The 22,799-nt window shown below is 64.8% G+C and carries 20 protein-coding genes; 7 read left to right on the plus strand and 13 right to left on the minus strand.

The window, feature by feature from the left end; genetic code table 11:
• Positions 1 to 244: 244 nt before the first annotated feature.
• The 3 genes from guaA to folD all read right to left on the minus strand — a co-directional run bounded on the left by guaA (position 245) and on the right by folD (position 4,480).
• Positions 245 to 1,810, minus strand: a complete 1,566-nt coding sequence (guaA, locus tag RZV17_RS11190) for a glutamine-hydrolyzing GMP synthase (protein WP_355603430.1) — start codon at positions 1,808 to 1,810, stop codon at positions 245 to 247.
• Positions 1,811 to 1,930: 120 nt separating this feature from the next.
• A complete protein-coding gene (gene guaB / locus RZV17_RS11195; protein ID WP_039409741.1) occupies positions 1,931 to 3,388 on the minus strand; it encodes an IMP dehydrogenase in 1,458 nt (485 codons plus the stop codon).
• A 180-nt stretch (positions 3,389 to 3,568) separates the two neighbouring features.
• Positions 3,569 to 4,480, minus strand: a complete 912-nt coding sequence (gene folD / locus RZV17_RS11200) for a bifunctional methylenetetrahydrofolate dehydrogenase/methenyltetrahydrofolate cyclohydrolase FolD (protein ID WP_104579685.1) — start codon at positions 4,478 to 4,480, stop codon at positions 3,569 to 3,571.
• Between the two features lie 49 nt (positions 4,481 to 4,529).
• Here folD and RZV17_RS11205 point away from each other — a divergent pair, with 49 nt between their 5' ends.
• Positions 4,530 to 4,865 carry a DUF1244 domain-containing protein gene (locus RZV17_RS11205; protein WP_047694936.1) on the plus strand — a complete coding sequence of 112 codons (336 nt, stop codon included), beginning with the start codon at positions 4,530 to 4,532 and terminating at the stop codon, positions 4,863 to 4,865.
• A gap of 269 nt (positions 4,866 to 5,134) precedes the next feature.
• Here RZV17_RS11205 and galU read toward each other — a convergent pair whose 3' ends face one another.
• From galU to cmk, 8 genes are all read right to left on the minus strand, one after another.
• A complete protein-coding gene (gene galU, locus RZV17_RS11210; RefSeq protein WP_047694937.1) occupies positions 5,135 to 6,028 on the minus strand; it encodes a UTP--glucose-1-phosphate uridylyltransferase GalU in 894 nt (297 codons plus the stop codon).
• Positions 6,028 to 7,935, minus strand: a complete 1,908-nt coding sequence (locus RZV17_RS11215) for a nucleoside-diphosphate sugar epimerase/dehydratase (protein WP_166751078.1) — start codon at positions 7,933 to 7,935, stop codon at positions 6,028 to 6,030. The genes galU and RZV17_RS11215 overlap by 1 nt, the downstream gene beginning before the upstream one ends.
• A gap of 13 nt (positions 7,936 to 7,948) precedes the next feature.
• Positions 7,949 to 8,923 (minus strand): glycosyltransferase family 4 protein, encoded by a 975-nt coding sequence (locus RZV17_RS11220; RefSeq protein WP_355603435.1) that lies wholly within the window; start codon positions 8,921 to 8,923, stop codon positions 7,949 to 7,951.
• 269 nt (positions 8,924 to 9,192) lie between these two features.
• On the minus strand, positions 9,193 to 10,371 hold the full coding sequence (gene lapB / locus RZV17_RS11225) for a lipopolysaccharide assembly protein LapB (RefSeq protein ID WP_355603438.1): 1,179 nt from the start codon (positions 10,369 to 10,371) through the stop codon (positions 9,193 to 9,195).
• Positions 10,372 to 10,377: 6 nt separating this feature from the next.
• Complete coding sequence (locus RZV17_RS11230; protein ID WP_039409757.1) at positions 10,378 to 10,683, minus strand: lipopolysaccharide assembly protein LapA domain-containing protein; 306 nt, start codon at positions 10,681 to 10,683, stop codon at positions 10,378 to 10,380.
• A 67-nt stretch (positions 10,684 to 10,750) separates the two neighbouring features.
• A complete protein-coding gene (locus RZV17_RS11235; protein ID WP_355603441.1) occupies positions 10,751 to 11,062 on the minus strand; it encodes an integration host factor subunit beta in 312 nt (103 codons plus the stop codon).
• An 88-nt stretch (positions 11,063 to 11,150) separates the two neighbouring features.
• Positions 11,151 to 12,836 (minus strand): 30S ribosomal protein S1, encoded by a 1,686-nt coding sequence (gene rpsA, locus RZV17_RS11240; RefSeq protein ID WP_016903550.1) that lies wholly within the window; start codon positions 12,834 to 12,836, stop codon positions 11,151 to 11,153.
• 182 nt (positions 12,837 to 13,018) lie between these two features.
• A complete protein-coding gene (gene cmk, locus RZV17_RS11245) occupies positions 13,019 to 13,702 on the minus strand; it encodes a (d)CMP kinase (RefSeq protein WP_039414613.1) in 684 nt (227 codons plus the stop codon).
• Between the two features lie 174 nt (positions 13,703 to 13,876).
• Here cmk and ykgO point away from each other — a divergent pair, with 174 nt between their 5' ends.
• The 6 genes from ykgO (at position 13,877) to RZV17_RS11275 (ending at position 18,564) form a co-directional block, all read left to right on the plus strand.
• Positions 13,877 to 14,002, plus strand: a complete 126-nt coding sequence (ykgO, locus tag RZV17_RS11250; RefSeq protein ID WP_005913193.1) for a type B 50S ribosomal protein L36 — start codon at positions 13,877 to 13,879, stop codon at positions 14,000 to 14,002.
• Positions 14,003 to 14,201: 199 nt separating this feature from the next.
• Complete coding sequence (locus RZV17_RS11255; RefSeq protein ID WP_039414634.1) at positions 14,202 to 14,543, plus strand: hypothetical protein; 342 nt, start codon at positions 14,202 to 14,204, stop codon at positions 14,541 to 14,543.
• Between the two features lie 229 nt (positions 14,544 to 14,772).
• The gene (locus RZV17_RS11260) at positions 14,773 to 15,807 is read left to right on the plus strand and encodes an agmatine/peptidylarginine deiminase (RefSeq protein WP_039564075.1); all 1,035 of its coding nucleotides are present in this window, start codon (positions 14,773 to 14,775) and stop codon (positions 15,805 to 15,807) included.
• A gap of 115 nt (positions 15,808 to 15,922) precedes the next feature.
• Positions 15,923 to 16,807 (plus strand): carbon-nitrogen hydrolase, encoded by an 885-nt coding sequence (locus RZV17_RS11265; protein ID WP_047694940.1) that lies wholly within the window; start codon positions 15,923 to 15,925, stop codon positions 16,805 to 16,807.
• Between the two features lie 4 nt (positions 16,808 to 16,811).
• Positions 16,812 to 17,351: a GNAT family N-acetyltransferase gene (locus RZV17_RS11270; RefSeq protein ID WP_047694941.1), complete on the plus strand. Its 540-nt coding sequence runs from the start codon at positions 16,812 to 16,814 to the stop codon at positions 17,349 to 17,351.
• Positions 17,344 to 18,564, plus strand: coding sequence for a TraB/GumN family protein (locus tag RZV17_RS11275; protein WP_047694942.1), 1,221 nt, complete (start codon positions 17,344 to 17,346; stop codon positions 18,562 to 18,564). The genes RZV17_RS11270 and RZV17_RS11275 overlap by 8 nt, the downstream gene beginning before the upstream one ends.
• A gap of 92 nt (positions 18,565 to 18,656) precedes the next feature.
• Here the strand turns inward: RZV17_RS11275 and RZV17_RS11280 are convergent, their stop codons facing one another.
• Both RZV17_RS11280 and RZV17_RS11285 read right to left on the minus strand, forming a co-directional pair.
• Positions 18,657 to 19,580 carry an endonuclease/exonuclease/phosphatase family protein gene (locus RZV17_RS11280; protein WP_355609328.1) on the minus strand — a complete coding sequence of 308 codons (924 nt, stop codon included), beginning with the start codon at positions 19,578 to 19,580 and terminating at the stop codon, positions 18,657 to 18,659.
• A gap of 62 nt (positions 19,581 to 19,642) precedes the next feature.
• Positions 19,643 to 22,780 (minus strand): discoidin domain-containing protein, encoded by a 3,138-nt coding sequence (locus tag RZV17_RS11285; RefSeq protein WP_355603448.1) that lies wholly within the window; start codon positions 22,778 to 22,780, stop codon positions 19,643 to 19,645.
• Positions 22,781 to 22,799 lie beyond the last annotated feature (19 nt).

Here is a 22,799-nt window from a genome sequence, read left to right on the forward strand (position 1 = left end):
GATGCCCGGAAAGCCGCATGAAATCAGCTTTCCAGAGGAGACTTTTACCGTCAAAGACCGGTTTGGCCTCAATAGTGAACGGGAGGGTCTTAATCCGGCCTCCGGTTCTTACCGCCACATTTACCGCCAATCTGTTCCGCTGGCCGGCGATAGCCACCGATAGCTGTCGTGACGTATTTCCTTTTAAATCAATACGTTACGGCGGTTTTTCGATAGCTGGCGATAGTCTCCGAAGGACGTCAGTTCACTCCCACTCGATCGTCGCCGGCGGCTTGCCGGAGATGTCGTAGACCACGCGCGAGACGCCGCGCAATTCATTGATGATGCGGTTGCTCACCGTACCGAGGAAGTCGTACGGCAGATGCGCCCAATGCGCCGTCATGAAATCAATCGTCTCCACCGCGCGCAGCGCGACCACCCATTCGTAGGCGCGTGCGTCGCCTACCACGCCGACCGATTTCACCGGCAGGAACACCGCGAATGCCTGACTGGTTTTGTCGTAAAGATCGGCCTTGCGCAATTCGTCGATGAAGATCGCATCGGCCTTGGCCAGCAACTCGGCGTATTCGCGCTTCACCTCGCCCAGGATGCGCACACCCAGGCCGGGACCGGGGAACGGGTGGCGATACACCATCGTACGCGGCAACCCGAGTTCGACGCCGAGGCGGCGCACTTCGTCCTTGAACAACTCGCGCAGCGGTTCGACCAGGCCCAGCTTCATGTGCTCGGGCAGGCCACCGACATTGTGATGGCTCTTGATCACATGCGCCTTGCCGGTCTTGCTGCCGGCCGACTCGATGACGTCCGGGTAGATCGTGCCCTGCGCCAGCCACTTGGCATTGGCCAGCTTGTTGGATTCTTCGTCGAAGATCTCCACGAACAGGTTGCCGATAATCTTGCGCTTGGCTTCCGGATCGCTCACGCCCTGCAGCGCACTGAAATAGCGGTCGGCGGCATTGACGCGGATGACCTTGACGCCCATGTGCTCGGCGAACATCGCCATCACCTGGTCGCCTTCCTGCCAGCGCAGCAGGCCGGTGTCGACGAACACGCAGGTCAGTTTGTCGCCGATCGCCTTGTGCAACAGTGCCGCGACCACCGACGAATCCACACCGCCCGACAAGCCCAGGATCACTTCATCCTCGCCCACCTGTTCGCGCACGCGCGCGATCTGGTCGTCGATGATGTTGGCTGCGGTCCACAGCGTCTGGCAGCCGCAGACATCCACCACGAAGCGGCGCAGCAGGGTCTGGCCCTGCAAGGTATGCGTCACTTCCGGATGGAACTGCACGCCATACCAGCGCTTGTCTTCGTTGGACATCGCGGCCACCGGGATGCGGTCGGTCACGGCGGTAATGGTGAAACCCGGCGGCACCTGCGAGACGTGGTCGCCGTGGCTCATCCATACATTCAGGCGCGCTGCACAGGCGTGGTCGGTCAGGCCGGAGAACAGCGCATCGGCCGCCACCACGTCCACTTCGGCATGCCCGAATTCGCGTTGATCGGCGGCTTCGGTCGCACCGCCCAACTGCGCGGCCAACGTCTGCATGCCATAGCAGATGCCGAACACCGGCAAACCGCTGTCGAACACTTGCTGCGGCGCGACCGGCGCGCCCGGCAGCGTGGTCGATTCCGGCCCACCGGACAGGATGATGCCCTTGGCGCCAAAGCCGGCGATTTCGGACGGATCGTGATCCCATGCCCAGATCTCGCAATAGACCCCCAGCTCGCGAATGCGCCGCGCAATCAGCTGCGTGTACTGCGCGCCGAAATCGAGGATGAGGATCTTGTCGCTATGGATGTTGGTCATTGAGAGCCGGGAATCGGGAATCGGGATTGGGGAATCGCAACAGCAAACGTGGCGCCAGCCACCATCGGACGAGGAAGCGGCGGGCTCTTACGATCCCGAGTTCCGATTCCCCATTCCCAATTATCCAGCGCGATAGTTCGGCGGCTCTTTGGTGATCTGCACGTCGTGGACGTGGCTCTCGCGCTGGCCGGCGCCGGTGATCTTGACGAACTTGGGCTTGGTGCGCATCTCTTCGATGGTGGCGCAGCCCACATAGCCCATGGTCGCGCGCAGTCCACCGATGAGCTGATGGATGATGCCGCCAACCGGGCCGCGATACGGCACACGTCCTTCGATGCCTTCGGGAACCAGCTTGTCGGCGTCGGAAGCGTCCTGGAAATAGCGGTCCTTGGAGCCCTTCTCCATCGCACCCAGGCTGCCCATGCCGCGATAGCTCTTGTAGCTGCGGCCCTGGAACAATTCGACCTCGCCCGGCGCCTCTTCGGTGCCTGCCAGCAGGCCACCGACCATCACCGTGGACGCGCCAGCCACCAGCGCCTTGCCGATGTCGCCGGAATAGCGGATGCCGCCATCGGCGATCAGCGGAATCCGGTCCTGCAGCGCTTCGGCCACCATATCCACCGCGGTGATCTGCGGCACGCCCACACCTGCGACCACACGCGTGGTGCAGATCGAGCCGGGGCCCACGCCGACCTTGACCGCATCGGCACCGGCATCCATCAACGCCAGCGCGGCATCGCCGGTGACGATGTTGCCGCCAATCACCTGCAACTGCGGGTAGGTCTTCTTGACCCAGGCCACGCGATCGATCACGCCCTGCGAATGGCCATGCGCGGTGTCGACGATGACCACGTCCACGCCGGCGGCGGCCAGCAGCTCGATGCGCTGTTCGGTATCACCGCCCACGCCCACGGCCGCACCCACCAGCAGTCGCGTGGCGCTGTCCTTGGCCGCGTTGGGGTTGTCGGTCTTCTTCTGAATGTCCTTGACCGTGATCAGCCCACGCAGCTCGAAGCTGTCGTTGACCACCAGGATCTTTTCGATGCGGTTGCGATGCAGCAGCTCCAGCACTTCCTCGTCGCTGGCGCCCTCGCGCACGGTGATCAGGCGATCCTTCTTGGTCATGATGTGGCGGACCGGATCGTCCAGCTTCTTCTCGAAGCGCATGTCGCGGCTGGTGACGATGCCGACCAGTTCGCTGCCATCGACCACCGGCACGCCGGAGATGTTGCGCGCACGCGTCAGCGCGATCACCTCGCCGATGGTGGTGTCCGGGCTCACCGTGAACGGCTCGGTGATGACGCCGGACTCGAACTTCTTGACCTTGGCCACTTCGGCCGCCTGCTGCGCAGGGGTCAGGTTCTTGTGGATGATGCCGATGCCGCCCAGCTGGGCCATGGCCACCGCCAGGCGGTGCTCGGTCACCGTGTCCATCGCGGCCGAAAGGATCGGCAGCTTCAGACGCAGATCGCGGGTCAGCCGGGTTTCCAGGCTGACATCCTTGGGCAGGACGATCGAATGGGCGGGGACGAGCGAGACGTCGTCGTAGGTAAGAGCTTCAGCCTGGATGCGTAGCATCGGCGGACCCGAGTTTGGGGAAGCGCGGCATTTTAACGCATTGGGGCCGGGAGTGGGGAATCGGAATTCGGGATCGGCAAAGGCGCCGCCCTGCACCGCCCGGCGTTCGTCAGGATGCCGATGGCCCGCCGATCCCGGACGCAGTCCGGATCGGCCGACGCATGCGCTTCGCCGTTGCCTTTAACGAATCCCCAATCCCGAATCCCCACTCCCAGCCGCATCAGCGGCCTCGATGGTGTTCTGCATCAGCGTGGCCACTGTCATCGGCCCGACCCCACCCGGCACCGGAGTGATCCACGCGGCCCGCTGCACGGCGGCGTCGAAGCCGACATCACCCACCAGGCGTCCATCCTCGAGCCGGTTGATGCCGACATCGATCACCACCGCGCCCGGCTTGACCCATTCGCCGGGGATCAGCCCGGGCCGGCCCACCGCCACCACCAGGATGTCGGCATTGCGCACGCTGGCTTCCAGCACGTCGGCCGGAGTGAACTTGTGGCAGCTGGTCACCGTGCAACCGGCAATCAACAACTCCAGCCCCATCGGGCGGCCTACGTGGTTGCTCACGCCAACGATGGTGGCATTGCGCCCGCGCACGGGCTGATCGGTATGCCCGAGCAGGGTCACGATGCCGCGCGGCGTGCACGGGCGCAGGCCGAATTCGCGCAATGCCAGGTGCCCGACGTTCTGCGGATGGAAGCCATCCACATCCTTGCGCGGGTCGATCCGCTGGATCAGCCGGTTGGCATCTGGAATGCCCGGCAACGGTAGCTGGATCAGAATGCCGTGGATCTTGGGATCGGCGTTGAGCTCGTCGATCAGTGCCGCCAGCTCTGCTTCGCTGGTGCCCTGCGGCAGGTCGTAGTCGAAGGCCTCGATGCCCACCTTTTCCGCCGCACGCCGCTTGTTGCGCACATACACCGACGAGGCCGGATCGCCGCCCACCAGCACCACCGCCAGGCCCGGCCGTGTCTTGCCGGCGGCCACGCGCGCATCCACCCGCAGCTTCAGGCCGTCGAGCAACTCCTCGGCAATGCGCCGGCCATCGAGAAGGCGGGCCGGAGCGGAAGCAGCTGGCGCGGAAGCGGTCATGGGGCGTCAGGTGTAGAGTCGAAGGCCGTCCATTGTCCCCGATTCCGTCATGAGCGACATCACTCCGATCAGCACCTCGAGCAACGACCCGACCACCACGGCTATCGAGGCGGCCGCATTTCGCCGGTTGCTGCAGCATCTCAACCAGGATCGCACCGATGTGCAGAACATTGACCTGATGATTCTTGCCGGCTTCTGCCGCAACTGCCTGGGCGACTGGTACCGCGAAGCGGCCGAAGCGCAGGGGCAGCCGATGAGCAAGGACCAGGCACGCGAGGCGGTCTATGGCATGCCGTTTGCGCAGTGGAAGCAGCAGCATCAAAAAGATGCCACGCCCGAGCAGCTGGAGGCCTTCGCCGCTGCACAACGCAAGCACGCGCCCTGACATCGCCGCGGCACGGGCACAGGCACACCGGTCGCGCTGCAGGTATGCCGCCGCCGGCAGCACTGAGCTGCCGCCAAAACCCTGCTAACGGTTCCTGCGACGCTGCGCAGATCGTGGCGTTCCATGACGTCGCAACCGCTGCCCTGCCCCGTCAAGCCAGGACAACTCACCTCGATGGTTGCCAGCCTGCGTTTGGCACGGCGCGACACGCTGGCCCAAAAAAAACGGCGCCCAAGGGCGCCGTTTCTCAAAGCACTTGCTGCAAGACCTCAGCCGCGTGCATCCGCCTGAGCCAGCGCAGTGCGCAGGATTTCCTTCGCCGGGCCACCATGCTTTTCGTGCTCGAGGGCAAAGTGCACAGTCGCCTCGATCAGGCCGATGTGGGCACCACAGTCGAAACGACGGCCCTCGAAACGGAATGCGTCGACCTGCTCTTTCTTCAACAGTTCGGCGATTGCGTCGGTCAACTGGATCTCGCCGCCCGCACCCGCACCGGTGGACTCGAGCAGATCGAAGATCTTCGGGCTGAGCACATAACGGCCGACCACGGCCAGGTTGCTCGGTGCCACTTCCGGCTTGGGCTTTTCCACGATCGCGTTGATGCGGCCCTTGCGGCCGTCGAACGCGTCGGTGGACACGATGCCGTAGCTGGCCGTCTTGTCATGCGGAACATCTTCCACCGCAATGACGCTGCCGCCCGACGCTTCTGCCACGTCGGCCATCTGGGTCAGCGCGGCATCGCCGCGGTTCCACATCAGATCATCCGGCAGCAGTACGGCGAACGGCTCGTCGCCGACCACCGCCTTGGCGCACAACACCGCATGGCCCAGACCCAATGCCTCGGCCTGCGTCACGAAAATGGCGCGAACGCCCTCCGGCAACGCGTGGCGCACCAGCTCCAGCTGCTCGAGCTTGCCTGCACGCTCGAGCTTCTGCTCCAGCTCGTAGGCCTTGTCGAAATAGTCGGCAATCGAGTGCTTGTAGCGGTTGGTGACGAAGATCAGCGTATCGCACCCGGCCTGGATGGCCTCGTCGACGGCGTACTGGATCAATGGTTTGTCGATGATTGGCAGCATTTCCTTCGGCACCGTCTTGGTGGCCGGAAGAAAGCGGGTCCCAAGACCTGCGACGGGGAATACGGCCTTGCGAATACGCTGGCTCATTACAGTCTTCTGACCTCACGTGCGGGGAATGGAACGACCGTATCAGATCGCGCGTCGACTTTCCGTCGAGCAGCCGCGAAATCCGGCATCAGGCTGCCCAACACAGTCTCCATTGCCTTGATGTCATAGCGATTAACCGCCTCACGCAAACGCGTCACCAGCTGCAGTACCTGTTCGTGCGAGAACTCGCGCACGCCGGCCTCCAGAATCTTCGGGTGCGCGGTGGGGCGGTAGTCTTCGTCGGAATAGAACAGCGTCTCGTGCAGCTTTTCGCCCGGGCGCAAGCCGGTATAGAGAATCGCCACATCCTTGCCCGGCTGCTTGCCGGCCAGACGGATCATCTGTTCGGCAAGCAAACGGATCGGCACGGGCTCGCCCATGTCCAGCGTATAGATCGCGCCATGCGAGGCGGAGGCCGCCGCCTGGATCACCAGCTGGCAGGCTTCGGGGATGGTCATGAAGTAGCGGGTCACATCCGGATGCGTCACCGTGACCGGGCCACCCTGGCGAATCTGCTCGCGGAACAAGGGCACGACGCTGCCGGCGGAATCGAGCACGTTGCCGAAGCGCACCGTGATGAAGCGCGTCGGTGCATCGCGCGCGTCAAGACTCTGGCAGATCATCTCCGCATAGCGCTTGCTCGCACCGAGCACATTGACCGGCTCGACCGCCTTGTCGGTGGAAATGAAGACAAAGGTTTCGATGCGGGCACGCTGACAGGCGCGCGCGACGTTTTCCGTCGCCAGCACGTTGTTGCGCACCGCCTCGCGCAGTTGTTCTTCGAGCAACGGCACCTGCTTGTAGGCGGCGGCATGGAACACCGCGTCGGGCGCCGCAGTGCTCAAGGCATGCGCCACCACCGCCGGGTCGCCGCAATCGCCAAGCACGCGCACCACCTCGATGTCCGGGAACAGCCGGCGCAGATCCGAGTCGATGGTCAGCAGGGCCAGCTCGTCGATCTCCAGCAACACGATGCGACGGGCACCGTGGCGCGCACATTGCCGACAGACTTCCGAGCCGATGGAACCACCGGCGCCGGTCACCATCACCGTCTTGTTGGTCAGCCAGTCGCGGATCAGGCGCCAGTCGGGCGTGACCGGCTTGCGATTGAGCAGGTCCTCGATCGCCACTTCCTTCAGCTCGCCCGGCAGCGAGCGCCCTTCCAGCACATTGATCAGCTTGGGCACCATCCGGAACGGCAGCCCGGTGCTTTCGCAGATCGCCACCACGCGCTGCATGCCGGACGCGTCCAGCGACGGGATCGCGATCACCAGCAGCTTGGCAGCGGTTTCCTTGGCGATCGAGGCAGCCTCATCCAGGTTACCCAGCACGTTGAGGCCCTGGATCTTGGCACCGTGCAGGTTGGCCGCATCGTCCAGAAAGCCGACCGGCACGAAAGTGCCGGTGCGGCGTAGATCGCGCACCAGGCCTTCGGCGGCGCGCCCGGCACCCAGAATCAACACGCGCTGCGCGGTATCGCCGGAATGCGCAATCTGGTAGTCCTTCCAGGCGCGATACAGCAGGCGCGGCGTTCCCAGCAGCGCAGACAGGGCGAAGGGATAGACCACCAGCACCGACAACGGCACCCCATCCAGGCGGTCGTACGACAGCGCCAGCACGATGGCCACCAGCCCGAGAAAGCTCGATTTGAAGATGTTCCAGAGGTCGGGCACCGACGCGAAGCGCCACAGTCCGCGGTACAGCCCCATCTTCCAGAACACCAGTCCCTGCGCCACCAGCACCACGCCGGTGCGCCAGTCCCACAACGGAAGATCGGGGGCCTCGCGCAGCATCGAGTAACGGCCCGCGTGCAGCAGTTGCCAGCACACCCAGACCATCAATAGGTCGTGTACCACCACTGCCACTTGCGGCAGCGCCTTGGTCAAACGGTCACGCCAGGAAATCATAGGAATCCGTTACTCAGGAATTGCGCAGTCCATCGCGCAGAAAGAACCAGATGGCAGTCACGCCAACGCCCCAGACGAGCGCGGCGACAACCTGCTGCCAGAAAGCATCATGACGAATTAACACAAACAAGCAGACGGCAGTGACGCTGAAAGCGAAGTAAACACCAGTAACCGGAACGTGTGTCGCAAGACGGCGCGCCAGGCGCTGATAGACATGCTGCGCATGTGGCTCCCACCACCGCTGACCGCCGAGCATGCGAGTCAGCAGTGTGAAGCCGGCGTCTACAAGAAAGGCGGTCAAGGGTAGCCAGCCGATCCACCAGCTGAGTTGTCCGCCCGCCACGCTCAGGGCAAGCAGCGCGGCCAGCACATACCCCAATGCACCGCTACCGCCATCGCCGAGAAAGATCCGCGCGCGCGGGAAGTTGAACGGCAGGAAGCCCAGACACGCCGCTGCCACTGTCAGGCCGGCCAAGGACCACCCGTCCGGGACCACGGCAGCGAAGGCCAGCGCGGCCAGCGCCGCCTGACTGGCAGCCAGGCCGTTGATGCCATCCATGAAGTTCCAGACATTGATCAGCACGACCGATGCGGCCGCGCTAAGGATGCCGTCCAGAACATCGCCGGTGGAATGAAAGACCAGCAGCCCGAGCGATGCGGAGGCGATCAGGTGGATGGCAAAACGTACCCGGGCCGACAACGGGCGATGGTCGTCCAACCAACCCACTCCCGCCACCAGGATCAACCCGACCGCAAACCAGCCGACCACCGTGCGTACGGCAGGCCAGGCCACCCCTGCCGTCGCGCAGCCCAGCAAAATAGCCACGACGATCGCCATGCCACCGCCGCGCGGCGTGGCCACGACATGGCTACGTCGCTCGCCGGGATGGTCGAGCAGACGGCGGTGCAGCGCGTAACGCCGCAGCAGCCACGTGCCAACCGCGGCGACCACCAAGTGCAGCGCGCACCAGAGCCAATCGTGCAGCATCAGCGGGGCTCACCACGGTACGCGCCACGGGCACGTGGCGGCTGCATCAAAACGGTGCCGCTGGCCCTGACACAGCAGCCGGGCCACATGCTCGCTGTTTCAGCGCAGAGCGAGCCACACTGCAGGCTGCCGTTGATGGTGGAGGGCCGCACGCGCAAGCCCTGAGCCGTGCGGATCACCACAGGGCCCCGCCCACGCATGGCGCGAACGCCCGCCCACGAGGACTGGGCAAGGCCGGAGGTCGGTTGCCTGGATCGCGCCAACACGCCTTACACCACCGCGTAGTTCAGCAGCGGCTTGACCGTGCCCCATTCCTTGCAGCTCGGGCACTGCCAGTGGTGGGTCTTTGCACCGAACCCGCAACGCGTGCAGCGGTAGCTGGGATTGCGCACCAGCAACTGGTCGGTGATGTGCTTGAGATCGTTCAAGGTGCCCACCGGATCGCTGCCTTCGGCAAGCGTCAGGTCGATCAAGGCCGATTCGCCACGGACCGAGGGCCGATCCTTGAGCTGTCGGCCGAGATACGCCAGCGCAGGCGCCACGCCATCCTGCGCTTCCATCAGCTGCGTCAGCGCCAGCACCGGGGCGATGCCGCGATAGTGCTCGGTCATCTCCGACAGGAAATTACGCGCACCGGCGATATCGCCGACGCGGCGATATGCCGCCATCAGCGCCGGGATGATCTCCGGCAGGTACTCCGGATCATGCCGGGCCGCGCGCTCGAACGCGCGCACGGCGGCTTCGTCGTGGCCGCGTTCGCCTTCGATGCGCCCTTCCAGAATGCCGGCGCGCACCGACGTACCGTCTGCCTGATAGGCCCGCGCAATCGCCTGCAGGGCCTCATCGGCCTTGCCCAATCCGCGGTAGCGGTCGGCCAGCTCGCACTCGAACTGCGAGATCAGCTTGCCCATCGGCTCGCCAGTGACTTCTTCATAGCGGGTGGCGTTATCGATCGCCTTTTCCCAGTCACGCTCGGCCTGGTAGATGCCGATCAGATGACGCAGCGCCTGCGGAGCGCGCTGATCGAGCTGCGCAAGTTCGGTGAAGACCGTTTCGGCACGATCCAGCAGACCGGACTTCATGTAGTCCTCGCCCAACGCAAGCAGGGCCTGCACCCGCTGCTGGTCGGTCAGGTCGGCGCGCTGCACCAGGCCCTGGTGCAGGCGGATGGCGCGATCCACCTCGCCACGACGGCGGAACAGGTGGCCCAGTGCCACCTGCGTCTCGAAGGTTTCCTTGTCCAATTCGGCGATGTGCAGAAACAGCTCGATCGCCTTATCCGGCTGCTCGTTGAGCAGATAGTTCAGACCGCGGAAATACGTGCTGGACAGACGACTGACCTGGGTATCGCCGTGGCGCTGACCACCGCGTCGACCGACGATCCAGCCGCTCAATGCCGCCAACGGTAGAAACAGGAAAAACCAGAACCACTCGGTCAGGAAGTCCATACGTGCTTAGAGTCCATCGAGAGGGCGCGGCTCGACGGCGGCAGGCGTGATCGGCCCGGCGTCGGCGCGGCTGACCGCAACAGCCTTGTTGGCCTGGCGCAGCTTGGAATAGAGGGGAATGACCACACTGACCAGCACCATGCCGGCACCGATCAACACACCCACCAGCAGCGCGGCAATGATCGCGACTCCGGAGGTGGTATGCACACTGGAGAACAGGAAATCGAGAGTGATGTCCTGCGAATTGACGGCACCGATGACCAGGCCGACCAACAGGAAAGCCAACATCACCAACAAGCGAAACACCTTCATCGCGAGACTCCGTCGGGAAGGGGCCTAGCTTAACCGAGCCGACATAAACGCAGCGGGAGAGCCGCCGTCAGTCCGCCGCACCGGCCAGATCGACCGGGACCACGGAGCTGACGCGCTCACGCAATTCCTTGCCTGGCTTGAAATGGGGAACATGCTTGCCCGGCAACGCGACCGATTCACCGGTCTTGGGATTGCGTCCCAGACGAGGTGGACGGTAATGCAGCGAAAAACTGCCGAAGCCACGAATTTCGATCCGATCACCATCGGACAGCGCCTGCCCCATCATCTCCAGCAGCGACTTCACTGCCAGATCCACGTCGTCCGACTTCAGATGCGCTTGGCGTCGCGCCAGGATTTCAATCAATTCGGACTTGGTCATGGGAAGACTTGCTTTTTTCGACTGACACATCGGAATCGGCCCGGGCAAGCCCGGGCCGATCCATCACGCTCGCGAGAGCGCTACGCGCTTACTCGGACTTGTTGCTGTTCAACTGTGCACGCAGCAGCGCGCCCAGCTGGGTCATGCCGCCCGACGCAGCGGAAGACTGATATTCCTCCAGCGTCTCGCGCATTTCGGCATCGTCCTTGGCCTTGATCGACAGCTGCAGGGTGCGGCCCTTGCGGTCCATGCCCACGAACTTGGCTTCGATCTTGTCGCCGACCTTCAGGTGCTGGGTCGCATCGTCGACGCGCTCGTTGGCGATGTCGCGTGCAGCGACGTAGCCTTCGATGCCATCGGCCAGGTCGATCGTGGCGCCCTTGGCATCCACTTCACGCACCACGCCTTCCACCTTCGAACCCTTCGGGTTGGACGCCATGTACTGGCCGAACGGGTCCTGCTCCAGCTGCTTGACGCCCAGGCTGATGCGCTCGCGTTCCGGGTCAACTGCCAGCACGACGGCTTCCAGCGTGTCGCCCTTCTTGTAGTTGCGCACGACATCTTCGCCGGTGGTGTTCCAGCTGATGTCGGACAGGTGCACCAGGCCGTCGATGCCGCCGTCCAGACCGATGAAGATGCCGAAGTCGGTGATCGACTTGATCTGACCGGACACCTTGTCGTTCTTCTTGTGGGTGGCAGCGAAGGTTTCCCACGGATTGGCGGCAACCTGCTTCATGCCCAGCGAGATGCGGCGACGCTCCTCGTCGACATCCAGCACCATCACTTCGACTTCGTCACCAACCTGCACAACCTTGGACGGGTTGACGTTCTTGTTGGTCCAATCCATTTCGGAGACGTGCACCAGACCTTCGACGCCCGGCTCGATCTCGACGAATGCGCCGTAATCGGTGACGTTGGAGACCTTGCCGAACACGCGGCTGTTGGCCGGGTAACGACGTGCGATGTTGTCCCACGGATCTTCGCCCAGCTGCTTCAGGCCGAGGCTGACGCGGTTACGCTCGCGATCGAACTTCAGCACGCGCACGTCCAGCTCGTCGCCGACATTGACGACTTCGGACGGATGGCGCACGCGCTTCCAGGCCATGTCGGTGATGTGCAGCAGGCCGTCGATACCGCCCAGGTCCACGAATGCGCCGTAGTCGGTCAGGTTCTTGACGACACCCTTCAGGATCGCGCCTTCCTGCAGCTTGTCCATCAGCTGCTCGCGCTCTTCCGAGTGCTCGCTCTCGACCACTGCACGACGCGACACAACCACGTTGTTGCGCTTGCGGTCCAGCTTGATCAGCTTGAACTCGAGTTCCTTGCCTTCCAGGTAGGCCGGGTCGCGCACCGGGCGCACATCCACCAGCGAACCGGGCAGGAACGCGCGGACATCCTTGATGTCCACGGTAAAACCACCCTTGACCTTGCCGCTGATGCGGCCGGTGATGGTTTCGTTCTTTTCCAACGCTTCTTCCAGCTCGTCCCACACCATCGCGCGCTTAGCCTTCTCGCGCGACAACACGGTTTCGCCGAAGCCGTTTTCGATGGAGTCCAGCGCAACCTTGACCTGGTCGCCCACGCCCACATCGATCTCGCCAGCGTCATTACGGAACTGCTCGATCGGCACGATGCCTTCGGACTTCAGGCCAGCGTTGATCACCACCACGTCGCCGCGCACTTCCACGACGGTACCGGTGACGATCGAGCCCGGCTTCAGCTTCGCCAGATTGGCTTGACTGGCTTCGAACAGTTCAGCAAAAGATTCTGTCATTTGGATTTACTCAGTTGAACACACGGGCGCCGGTCGTCGGGGTGCGACAGAGACGGACCGCCCAGCCTGTTGGTCGACCCCAACAACGAGTCGGTTTGGAAGTAGTAGAACCGCCACGCAGGATGCGCGACGGAGCCTTGGAACGCCTTACGGTCGGCGGGACAGGCCCGCTTGCGGAACGCTTACGACGGCGTGCGGGCAGCGATCACCGCAACCACACGCTGGACGACATCCTCGATCCCGATTCCGCTGGTATCGATCAGCACGGCGTCTTCGGCCGGCCGCAATGGCGCCACCACCCGCTGCGCATCTCTGGCATCTCGAGCCATGATCTCGCGCAGCAGGTCGTCAAAGATAACCGAAACACCCTTTTCCATCAACTGTTTATGGCGACGGCCCGCACGTTCTTCGGCACTGGCGGTCAGGAAGACCTTGAAGGCGGCGTCCGGGAAGATCACCGTGCCCATGTCGCGCCCGTCGGCGACCAGCCCGGGCGCCCGCCTGAATGCGCGCTGGCGTTCCTTGAGCGCGCTGCGCACCTCCGGGATCGCGGCGATCGCCGAGGCCAGGGCTCCGGTGGTTTCCAGGCGCAATTCGCCGGTGGCGTCCACCCCGTTGACCAGCACCCGCAAGCCTGCCTCACCCGCGTCGTCGAACTCCACCTTCGTGTCAAAGGTGCAGCGCACCAGGGCGGCCGGGTCGGAGACATCCAGATCGGCCCAGCTCGCCGCCACCCCTACCGCACGATAGAGTGCACCCGAATCGAGATAGTGCCAGCCCAGCCGGGCGGCTACGATCCGGCTGACCGTGCCCTTGCCGGCGCCGGAGGGACCATCGATGGTGAGGACGGGTGAAAGGTCGGTCATTCAGGCTTCCGGGAGCGGCATCAGACGGTAGTGTAGCGCCGCACGCCACGATTGCGCTGCAACCACTTGAAAGCACGACGAAAAGCCGGTTAGAATTGCCGGCTTAATTGCGAGTGCACCCTTCGAACGCGGGCACTCTTCCATCGAACCCAACCGTTTACACCGAGGTGTGCCATGAAAGTCCTGTCCTCCCTGAAGTCTGCGAAGACCCGTCACCGCGACTGCAAGGTGGTCCGCCGCCGCGGCAAGGTCTTCGTGATCTGCAAGTCGAACCCGCGTTTCAAGGCGCGTCAGCGCTAAGCCTTTACGGCGCGTGCAAGACCCGAGAAAGCCGCCTCCGGGCGGTTTTTTCTTGGCCGCTGCTTCACGTCGGCAGTGCTTCGCCCGTGGCGGAAGGTCTCCGCGCCTGCCGGGCGGTCATTGCATCAAGACGCAACGCGGGTGCTGGTTTTTTGCTGTAATCACCATCTGAAATCTTGTCCACTGGGGAGTAGATGACATGCGCAACCGTTTGTTTGTGATGCCGCCGATCGTGCTGACAATCGCGCTGATGGGGATCAGTGCCGTCGCGTCGGCCGATACGCTGCTGGTCGATCGTGCACAGCAGAAGCCTGCCGCCGCCCTGCCCTTGCGTGGTGACAGCATGAGCCAGGTCGAAGGCCGCTACGGCGCGCCAACGGAAAAGCTCGACCCGCGCGGCGGCCAGAAGCGCCAGTGGCCGACCATCCATCGCTGGGTGTATCCGGCGTTCACCGTGTACTTCGAAAAGAGCAAGGTGATCGACGTGGTGGCCAACAAGGCCGATGCCAACGAAATCGGGCCGAAGCCGCCGATCCGTTGACGACAACGCAGCCGCAGTTGCTGGCGCCTGCGCGCCGCACCTGCGGCCATCACGGTATGCGGCGTGAGGTGCGTTGCGCCCGTCAGCAGCCGGACATGCGCTGCTGCGAATCTGTACCAAGCCCGGGCGCGTCCATGCACGCCCGGGCTGCAAGAGCCCGCATTCGCCTGCGGGAGACCGATGAACGTGCAGGCGGCTGCCCGCACACCAAGAAGAGTAATTGCCAGGCATGACCGACCGTCTTCGTTTTCCCGCCGAGTGGGAACCTCAATCCGCCGTGCTGCTCGCGTGGCCGCATGCCGGTACCGATTGGGCCGAGCGCCTGGCCGATGTGGAAGAGACCTATATCGCGCTGGTGACGGCGATTTCCCGATTCGAGCCGGTGGTCATCTGCGTGGCCGATGACGATCTGCAGATCTACGCCGAAGCACGGCTGCGTTCGGCGCGGGTGGACATGGCACGCGTGCGTTTCGTGGTCGCTGCCTACAACGACACCTGGCTGCGCGATTCGGGCCCGATCACGCTGCGCCAGGATGGCGGCTTCCGGCTGATGGATTTCCGCTTCACCGGCTGGGGCGGCAAATTCGAGGCCAGCCTGGACGATCAATTGGTGAGCTCGCTGGAGGCCGCGCAGGTGTTTGTGCCGACGCCGGTGCAGACGGTGGACTTTGCACTGGAAGGCGGCGCGATTGAAACCGACGGCGCCGGCACCCTGCTGACGACCTGGAAGTGCCTGCACGAACGCCACCCGCAGCGCACCCGCGAATCGCTGAGCAGCGATCTGGCCACATGGCTGGCGCAGGACCGCGTGCTATGGCTGGATCACGGTTACCTGGAAGGCGACGATACCGACGCGCATATCGATACGCTGGCGCGCTTTGCCGGCCCGGATGCGATCGTCTACCAGGGCTGCGATGTGCCGGGCGATTCGCATTACGCCGAACTGCAGGCGATGGGCAATGAACTGGCGGCCCTGCGCAAGGCCGACGGCCAGCCCTATCGGCTGTTCGTGCTGCCCTGGGCCGAGCCGATCCTGGACCAGGGCCGGCGGCTTGCGGCGTCGTACGCCAACTTCCTGATCGTCAACGGCGCGGTGCTGATGCCGGCCTACGGCGATCCGGCCGATACGGTGGCGCAGGCGGTGCTGGCGCAGGCGTTCCCGCAGCACGAGATCGTGGCAGTGCCGTGCCGTGCGCTGATCTGGCAGAACGGCAGCCTGCATTGCCTGACCATGCAGGTGCCGGCCGGCCTGCTCGCCGCCTGACCGTTGTCGACCCGACGGCTGCTCCAGGCAGCGCGTCGTTTCTTGTTCCGGCCGGCAGGCCGGTGTTATGCCATGGCGCGCTACCGTAGTGCGCTACCTTGCAGGATGAGATGCCATGTCCCGTCACCCTCTTTCCGTCGCGCTGATCCAGGAGCGCAACCACGGCGACGCCGAGGCCAATCTGGCCGTCATCGAGTCGCGCGTGGCCGAAGCCGCCGCGCAGGGCGCCAAGCTGGTGCTGCTGCAGGAGCTGCATAACGGTGCGTATTTCTGCCAGCACGAGTCGGTGGACGAATTCGACCTGGCCGAGCCGATTCCCGGCCCCAGTACCGACCGTCTGGGAGCGCTGGCCAAGCAGCACGGCGTGGTGTTGGTGGCCTCGTTGTTCGAGCGCCGCGCCGCCGGCCTGTATCACAACACCGCGGTGGTGTTCGAAACCGACGGCCGCCTGCTCGGCAAGTACCGCAAGATGCACATCCCCGACGACCCGGGCTTCTACGAGAAGTTCTACTTCACCCCGGGCGATCTGGGGTTCACGCCGATCGACACCTCGGTCGGCCGCCTGGGCGTGCTGGTGTGCTGGGATCAGTGGTATCCGGAAGCCGCGCGGTTGATGGCGCTGGCCGGTGCGGAACTGCTGCTCTACCCCACCGCGATCGGCTGGGACCCGAACGACCAGCAAGCCGAGCAGGAGCGCCAGCGCGATGCGTGGATCCTGAGCCATCGCGGACATGCGGTGGCCAACGGCGTGCCGGTGCTGTCGTGCAACCGCGTCGGGCATGAGCCCTCGCCGCTGGGTGCCTCGGGCATCCAGTTCTGGGGCAACAGCCATGTGCTGGGGCCGCAGGGCGAATTCATTGCCGAAGCCGGCCAGGACCCGACCGTGCTGATCTGCGATGTCGATCTGCAGCGCAGCGAACATGTGCGGCGTATCTGGCCGTTCCTGCGTGATCGCCGCATCGATGCGTACGGCGACCTGCTCAAGCGCTACATCGACTGACCGCATGCCCGTCGAGCTGCGTGCAGTCCGCGATGCGGACATCCCGGCGATCACAGCGATCTATGCGGAGCAGATCGCCGGGTTCAACACCTACGAATACAGCGCGCCCTCCAGCGAAGAGATGCGGGCCCGCGTGCAGGCGATCGTGGACGCGGGCTACCCGTACCTGGTCGCCGAGTACGACGGGACCGTGGTCGGTTATGCCTATGTCAGCGCGTTTCGTGCGCGCACCGGGTATCGCTTCACGGTCGAGAACTCGATCTATCTCGCTGCCGACATGCAAGGCCGCGGCATCGGCAAGGCCTTGCTGGGCGAGCTGATCTCGATCTGCGAACAGCGCGGCTACCGGCAGATGATTGCGGTGATCGGCGATGCCGCCAACCAGGCATCGCGACGGCTGCATGAACGTTTTGGATTTCGCACAGTCGGAGTGTTCACCGGTATCGGCCGCAAGCAGGGCCGCTGGTTGGACGGCGTGCAGATGCAGCGCCCGCTCGGCTCCGGTGACACCGCCCCTCCTTCTGATGAATACCCCAATGACTGAGCAGACCACCCCCGTTCTGGACGATGCGCTGTCCGGCCAGCCGCACCGCATCGTCGAACGCGATGGCGTGCGTTACACCTTGCTGGGCACCGCGCACGTGTCGCTGGCCAGCGTGGCGGCGGTGCAACGTGCGATCGGCAGCGGCCGCTACGATGCGGTGGCCGTGGAGCTGGATGCGCAGCGGTTGCAGGCGCTCAGCGACCCGGATGCTCTTGCCCGACTGGATCTGGTGCAGGTGATCCGCAAGGGCCGCGTGGCCCTGTTCGCCGCGAACCTGGCGCTGGCCGCCTACCAGCGCCGCCTGGCCAAGCAGCTCGGCATCGAGCCGGGTGCCGAATTGAAAGAGGCGGTCAACCTGGCGCGAGCGCAGGGGCTGCCGGTGCATCTGATCGATCGCGAAGTCGGGCTGACCTTCAAGCGTGCATCCGGGCGGCTGGGCTTCTTCGGCAAGATGAAGTTGGCTGGCGGCCTGCTTGGCGGGCTGTTCGCCGCTGACGAAGTCGGCGAAGAGGAGATCGAGAAGCTCAAGCAGGGCGACATGCTGGAGGCGAGCTTCGGCGACTTTGCCAGCGAAAGTCCGGAGCTGTACGAGACGGTGATTGCCGAGCGCGATCGCTACATGGCCACGCGTCTGCGCGAAGAAGCCGGTGCCGGACAGCACGAGGTGCTGGCAGTGGTCGGTGCAGGCCATCTGGCCGGCCTGGCGCGGCATCTGGAGCAGGACACCGATGCACCCGGTCCGCTGCGCGAGTCGCTGGAGTACGTACAGCAGCGCAAGCGCATCCCCTGGATTACGCTGGGCATCCTGGCGGTGATCATCGCCGGCATCGGGATCGGCTTCTGGCGCGGTGGCCTGAGCATGGGCGCCGACCTGCTGCTGCAGTGGGCGATGTATACCGGCGGCCTGGCGGCATTGGGCTGCCTGCTGGCGGGCAGCCATCCGTTGAGCATTCTCACCGCCGCGGTGGTGGCACCGTTCAAGCCGTTCCGTCTGAGCGTGCCGACCGGTGCGTTCGCGGCACTGGTCGAAGTGCATATGCGCAAGCCGGCCTATGGCGATTTCTTGTCCTTGCGCGACGATGCGCAGACGCTGCGCGGCTGGTATCGCAATCGCGTCTCGCGCGTGGTGCTGACGTTCCTGCTGACCAATTTCGGCAGCATGGCCGGGGTGTGGCTGGCGGGTGTGCAGATCTTCAATCGGCTGCATGGATGAGCGTGAGGGCGCCGCAGTGCGCTGTCTTGTAGGAGCGCACCTGGGCGCGACGGGGCGTTATCGGTAACGCTCCGTCGCGCCCGGGTGCGCTCCTACGGCATTCGGTCGCTCGGTGCGGACTGCGCCGGTGGCGCGAGCTGCAGGCGCACCCACACGCCGTAGTGATCCGATGCCCAGCGACCTTCGGCGTAGGGCGTGTCGAACAGGATGCGTGCTTCGCGGGCGAGTAGGCGGGTCTGCTGGAAGAACACGTGGTCGATGCGCGCCGGCTTGTCGAAGATGTGCATGTTCAAGGTGCTGACCGTGACATCGCTAGTGCGATGCACGCTGCCGTAGCTGTCGCCATAGCCCTTGCGTAGTGCTTGCAGATCCAGTGCATCGGCGGCGGTGTTGAAGTCGCCGGCAATCACCACCGGCGCCTGCGCACTCGTGGAGGAAATGAACTCCAGCAGATCGCCGACCTGGCGCGTGCGCGTGGCGGTGCCGCGCGCATCGGCACGTTCATTGAGATGGGTGACGTAGACGTTGACCGGCTGGCCGTCGACATCGATCTGCAGATGCGCGGCAACCCGATAGTCGTCCAGCGGCTGCAGCAGGCGCTCATGGCGCGCCAGCACCTTGCGCCGGCTCAGCAGCGCATTGCCGTAGCGCTTGGGCGCACCGACAGGATCGACCGAGACGAAGATGACCGCGTACCCAAGCTTCCGCGCCAGCCAGACGGCCTGGTTTTCCAAGCTGCCGCGCCGCTCGATGACCTCCTGCAGTGCGATCACGTCCGGCGCCAGCTGCCTGAGTTCCTTGGCGATATGCGCGCGACGGCCTGGCCAGTCCTCGCGGTCGTGATGCAGGTTGAGCGTGACCAGGGTCATCTCGCGCGCCTGTGCGGTGGAGGCAGTCGCCGGCCCTGATCCGGCAACCACCGCGGCCGCGCCACGCGGCTTCGCTTGATCGGTCTGGAGCCGCACTTCCGCCGGCCCTGCCTGGGCTGCCGCAGAGCACGCCCCCAACAGCGCCACCGAGGCCAGCATCAGGCCGCGGTGGCGCCACTGCCCTGCCCGTCGCGGACAAGGCACGAGCATCATTGCGCGGTCTTCTCGGCCCGCCGCACCGCGCTAGGCACATAGATCTGCACCGTGGCTGGCAGCTGCTGGATGCGCAGCTCGCCATTCTGCCAGTCGACCGATTCGCCGTTGACGCTGGCCTTGCCCGGTTCGCCCTGGTACGGCCACGCAAACACCACACCGCCCGGCGGCATCAGCAAGCCGGGGTGCAGCTGCAGTTGCAGCTGTTTTTCGCTGCGCTGCAAGCTGTAGTTGAGGCGGCCGTAAGGTGTACGCAATTCGGCGATGCCGATGCCCTTGCCCTCGAACCAGCGCGTCGGCGTGCCGGCGGCAATCACGAGGCTCTGGTCGGATTCGCGGGTGTAGGCAAACATGTCCAGCACCGAGCGGACGAAGTCCGAGGCCACCCAGGCATGCGGCAGGTCGCCGACGAAGAACGGCGTGCGCGGGGTGCGCGAGACCACTTCGGCCCACTGGTTCCAGGGCTGCGGCGCGCGGTCCTTGAAGAAGAACGCAGTGGCATCCCAGGCACGCTCGCGCCAGCCCAGCCTTACGAATGCGGCCACGTTGCGCCACTCGTACGGCGTGTAGTCCTTCCATTCGCGCTTGCTGTCGCGGCGGTCGGAGAACTCCTTCCAGTAGCGCTCGAAGGTGTTGTTCAACAATTCCTGCGGCAGGCGCTGCTGCTCGCCACCCGGAGTGAGCGCGATGGTGGTGGAGGTGGCGTCGAAATCACCGAGTTCGGCCGAGCCGGGCAGGAAATCGAGGTTGTGCTGGCGCACCGCTGCACCGAGCGAGGCGATCAGGTCGCCACTAAATTCATCACGTGCGGCGCCGAACCGGGCGGCGTCATCCGGCTTGTCGAGCGCGCCGGCCAGCATGGCGGCGTCCTTGTAACCGCGCAGGGCCCAGAAGTTGTCCCAGTACGAATGTACCGGCTTGGCCGAATAGCCTTCGTGGCTGATCGACACCGGCATCATTCCGTAGAACGCCGGGTTGCGCATGAAATTGTCTTCGGTGCGTTCGCTGGCGCGCAGTTTTTCCATGTAGTCGTAGGCGCCGGTGACGTGCGGCCACATCTTTTCCAGGAACGCCTTGTCGCCGGTGTAGCGGTAGTACTCAGCGATGTTGTAGATCAGCTCGCCATGGCTATCGTTTTCCGGCACCGGGTCGCTGCCGCGGTCGTCCACGCAGCACGGCACCATGCCGTCGGCGAACTGGAACGGCGCGAACCAGTCGACATAGTCGCGCACCACGTCTTCGCGGCCCAGCCGCAGCAGCCCTTCGGAAATCATCGCGCCGTCGCGGATCCAGCTGCGCGAATACGAGCGCGTGCCCGGCTGCAGGCGCGGGCCGATACGCGAAATCAGCATGTGCGCCAGCGCCGTGCGCAAGGTGTCGACCACCGGCTTGCCTTCGGCCGGCACGCTGATGCGCACCCGATCGAGCTTGCTGCGCCATTGCTGGGCGACCTGCTGCTGCGCCGTGTCGGCATCGAAGCCGGCCGGCAACTGCGTGGCGCCGGTCTGCGGAATGACCAGCGCCACTTCACGCCGCTGACCAGGCTCCAGCTTCCAGCGATACAGCAGCACACCCGAGGCCAGGCCGGTTTCGTCCTTGACCTGGGTGACTGTTGGCGGCGTGGCGGCGGTGAGATGGCTGACGTCCATGCCGCTGTCGAAGGCGCTGGCAAAGCTGGCATCCGGGCGCTGCGCAGCGAACACGCGCGGCTTGCCGTTGACGCTGACCTGGCCGCCGTCCACGGCCAGCTGGTCGATCCGGCTGACGCCGCCCAGGGTATTGAGGAACTGCGCCGGCGGGTTGACCTGGAATGGACGCACGGCCAGCGCCAGGGTGAAGTCCCGCGCCTCCTTGCCGGTGTTGTGCAGTTGGTAACGCGCGACCAGTTGCGCCTGATCTGGAGTGCCCTGCACGAAGGCAGTGACGCGTAGATTCATCAGGTCGTGGTGCCAATCGACACTGGGAATCGGCAGGTAATCGTCCTGCAGGCTCTGCTCGCTACTGACGTCGGACCAGTGCAGCACCTTGCCGCCGGTGACCACGAACGGTTCGATACTGAAACCGCCCTTACCCACTTCCACCGCACCGTCTTCGCCGATCAGGCCCTGCTCGGTGCCGCCATCCAGACCCAGGATGGTCCAGTACGGCTGCTCGCCGGAGAAGCCGCGCGGATAACTGCCACGCGGTAGCTGCGCGGCCAGCGACTTGATGAAGTCATTGGGCGTTGCGGCGAATGCCAGCGGCTGCAACTGCACTTCCTTGATGCCGTAGCGCCAGTTGGGGCCGTCCTTGAGATCGAAACGCAGGTAGCGCGCCTCGGTATCGGGCAGCGCCAGCCAGTCGGTACCGCCCGCACCGGCGGTGACGGTGCGCAGGTCGCGCCAGCTGCGCCCATCAGCGGAGGCACGCACCACATATTGCGAGGCCTGCAGGCCGGGCACCCACTGCACCACCGCGCCGCCGAATTCGCGCACCTTGCCCAGGTCCAGCGTGACCGTCTGTTGCTTGACCGCGCCGCTGAGCCAGAAGGTGTCGGGCTTGCCGTCGGCCAGGCGTTGTTCCAGCGCGGGCGCGGTGTCTGTGATGGCCTCGGCCTTGAGCGGCGAGGTGTCTTCCGGCGGCAACGGGGTGAGGGTCAGCCGATCGAAGCACACCGTGCCCTTGCCGCCCACCTTGTTATAGATGGTGAATTCCACGTCCGCGCTGCTGCGCAGTTGCTTGTCCGCACCCGGGCCCCAGGCTTTTTCGATGTTGCGCTTGCGGTAGTTGAACGTGGTCCAGTTCTTCGGAAACGTGAAGCCCGGCCGGTTGACCCACCACACGTTGTCGCCGCTGGCATCGATCAGCTTGACCTGCAGATCGTTGGACGGCGAGTCGCCGCGCAGCGAAAACCCGAGGCGGTAGTTCTCTGGATAGTCGATCGGCAGGTTGCGGCGGATGCCGACATAACCGGACACGCCATTGAAGTTGTAGTCCAGGCACAACGCATGCCCGCCGGATGTCGTGGCCACCGGCCGCAGCGAACCGCTGACCTGGTTGGAGACCACCAGGCGCCACGCGCCGATGTCGTTGAAACCGTCGAGCACGCGCTCCTGCGCCTGCGCCACGCCCGCACCACTGGCAACGGCGGCCATGGCAAGCACTGCCCGAACG

The organism is Xanthomonas cannabis (assembly GCF_040616535.1).
Lineage (GTDB): Bacteria > Pseudomonadota > Gammaproteobacteria > Xanthomonadales > Xanthomonadaceae > Xanthomonas > Xanthomonas cannabis.

Excerpts from the sequence above, each read along its gene's own strand:
- guaA (WP_355603430.1), bottom strand. The coding sequence starts at position 1,810 with ATGACCAACATCCATAGCGACAAGATCCTCATCCTCGATTTCGGCGCG.
- guaB (WP_039409741.1), bottom strand. The coding sequence starts at position 3,388 with ATGCTACGCATCCAGGCTGAAGCTCTTACCTACGACGACGTCTCGCTC.
- folD (WP_104579685.1), bottom strand. The coding sequence starts at position 4,480 with ATGACCGCTTCCGCGCCAGCTGCTTCCGCTCCGGCCCGCCTTCTCGAT.
- RZV17_RS11205 (WP_047694936.1), top strand. The coding sequence starts at position 4,530 with ATGAGCGACATCACTCCGATCAGCACCTCGAGCAACGACCCGACCACC.
- galU (WP_047694937.1), bottom strand. The coding sequence starts at position 6,028 with ATGAGCCAGCGTATTCGCAAGGCCGTATTCCCCGTCGCAGGTCTTGGG.
- RZV17_RS11215 (WP_166751078.1), bottom strand. The coding sequence starts at position 7,935 with ATGATTTCCTGGCGTGACCGTTTGACCAAGGCGCTGCCGCAAGTGGCA.
- RZV17_RS11220 (WP_355603435.1), bottom strand. The coding sequence starts at position 8,923 with ATGCTGCACGATTGGCTCTGGTGCGCGCTGCACTTGGTGGTCGCCGCG.
- lapB (WP_355603438.1), bottom strand. The coding sequence starts at position 10,371 with ATGGACTTCCTGACCGAGTGGTTCTGGTTTTTCCTGTTTCTACCGTTG.
- RZV17_RS11230 (WP_039409757.1), bottom strand. The coding sequence starts at position 10,683 with ATGAAGGTGTTTCGCTTGTTGGTGATGTTGGCTTTCCTGTTGGTCGGC.
- RZV17_RS11235 (WP_355603441.1), bottom strand. The coding sequence starts at position 11,062 with ATGACCAAGTCCGAATTGATTGAAATCCTGGCGCGACGCCAAGCGCAT.
- rpsA (WP_016903550.1), bottom strand. The coding sequence starts at position 12,836 with ATGACAGAATCTTTTGCTGAACTGTTCGAAGCCAGTCAAGCCAATCTG.
- cmk (WP_039414613.1), bottom strand. The coding sequence starts at position 13,702 with ATGACCGACCTTTCACCCGTCCTCACCATCGATGGTCCCTCCGGCGCC.
- ykgO (WP_005913193.1), top strand. The coding sequence starts at position 13,877 with ATGAAAGTCCTGTCCTCCCTGAAGTCTGCGAAGACCCGTCACCGCGAC.
- RZV17_RS11255 (WP_039414634.1), top strand. The coding sequence starts at position 14,202 with ATGCGCAACCGTTTGTTTGTGATGCCGCCGATCGTGCTGACAATCGCG.
- RZV17_RS11260 (WP_039564075.1), top strand. The coding sequence starts at position 14,773 with ATGACCGACCGTCTTCGTTTTCCCGCCGAGTGGGAACCTCAATCCGCC.
- RZV17_RS11265 (WP_047694940.1), top strand. The coding sequence starts at position 15,923 with ATGTCCCGTCACCCTCTTTCCGTCGCGCTGATCCAGGAGCGCAACCAC.
- RZV17_RS11270 (WP_047694941.1), top strand. The coding sequence starts at position 16,812 with ATGCCCGTCGAGCTGCGTGCAGTCCGCGATGCGGACATCCCGGCGATC.
- RZV17_RS11275 (WP_047694942.1), top strand. The coding sequence starts at position 17,344 with ATGACTGAGCAGACCACCCCCGTTCTGGACGATGCGCTGTCCGGCCAG.
- RZV17_RS11285 (WP_355603448.1), bottom strand. The coding sequence starts at position 22,780 with ATGGCCGCCGTTGCCAGTGGTGCGGGCGTGGCGCAGGCGCAGGAGCGC.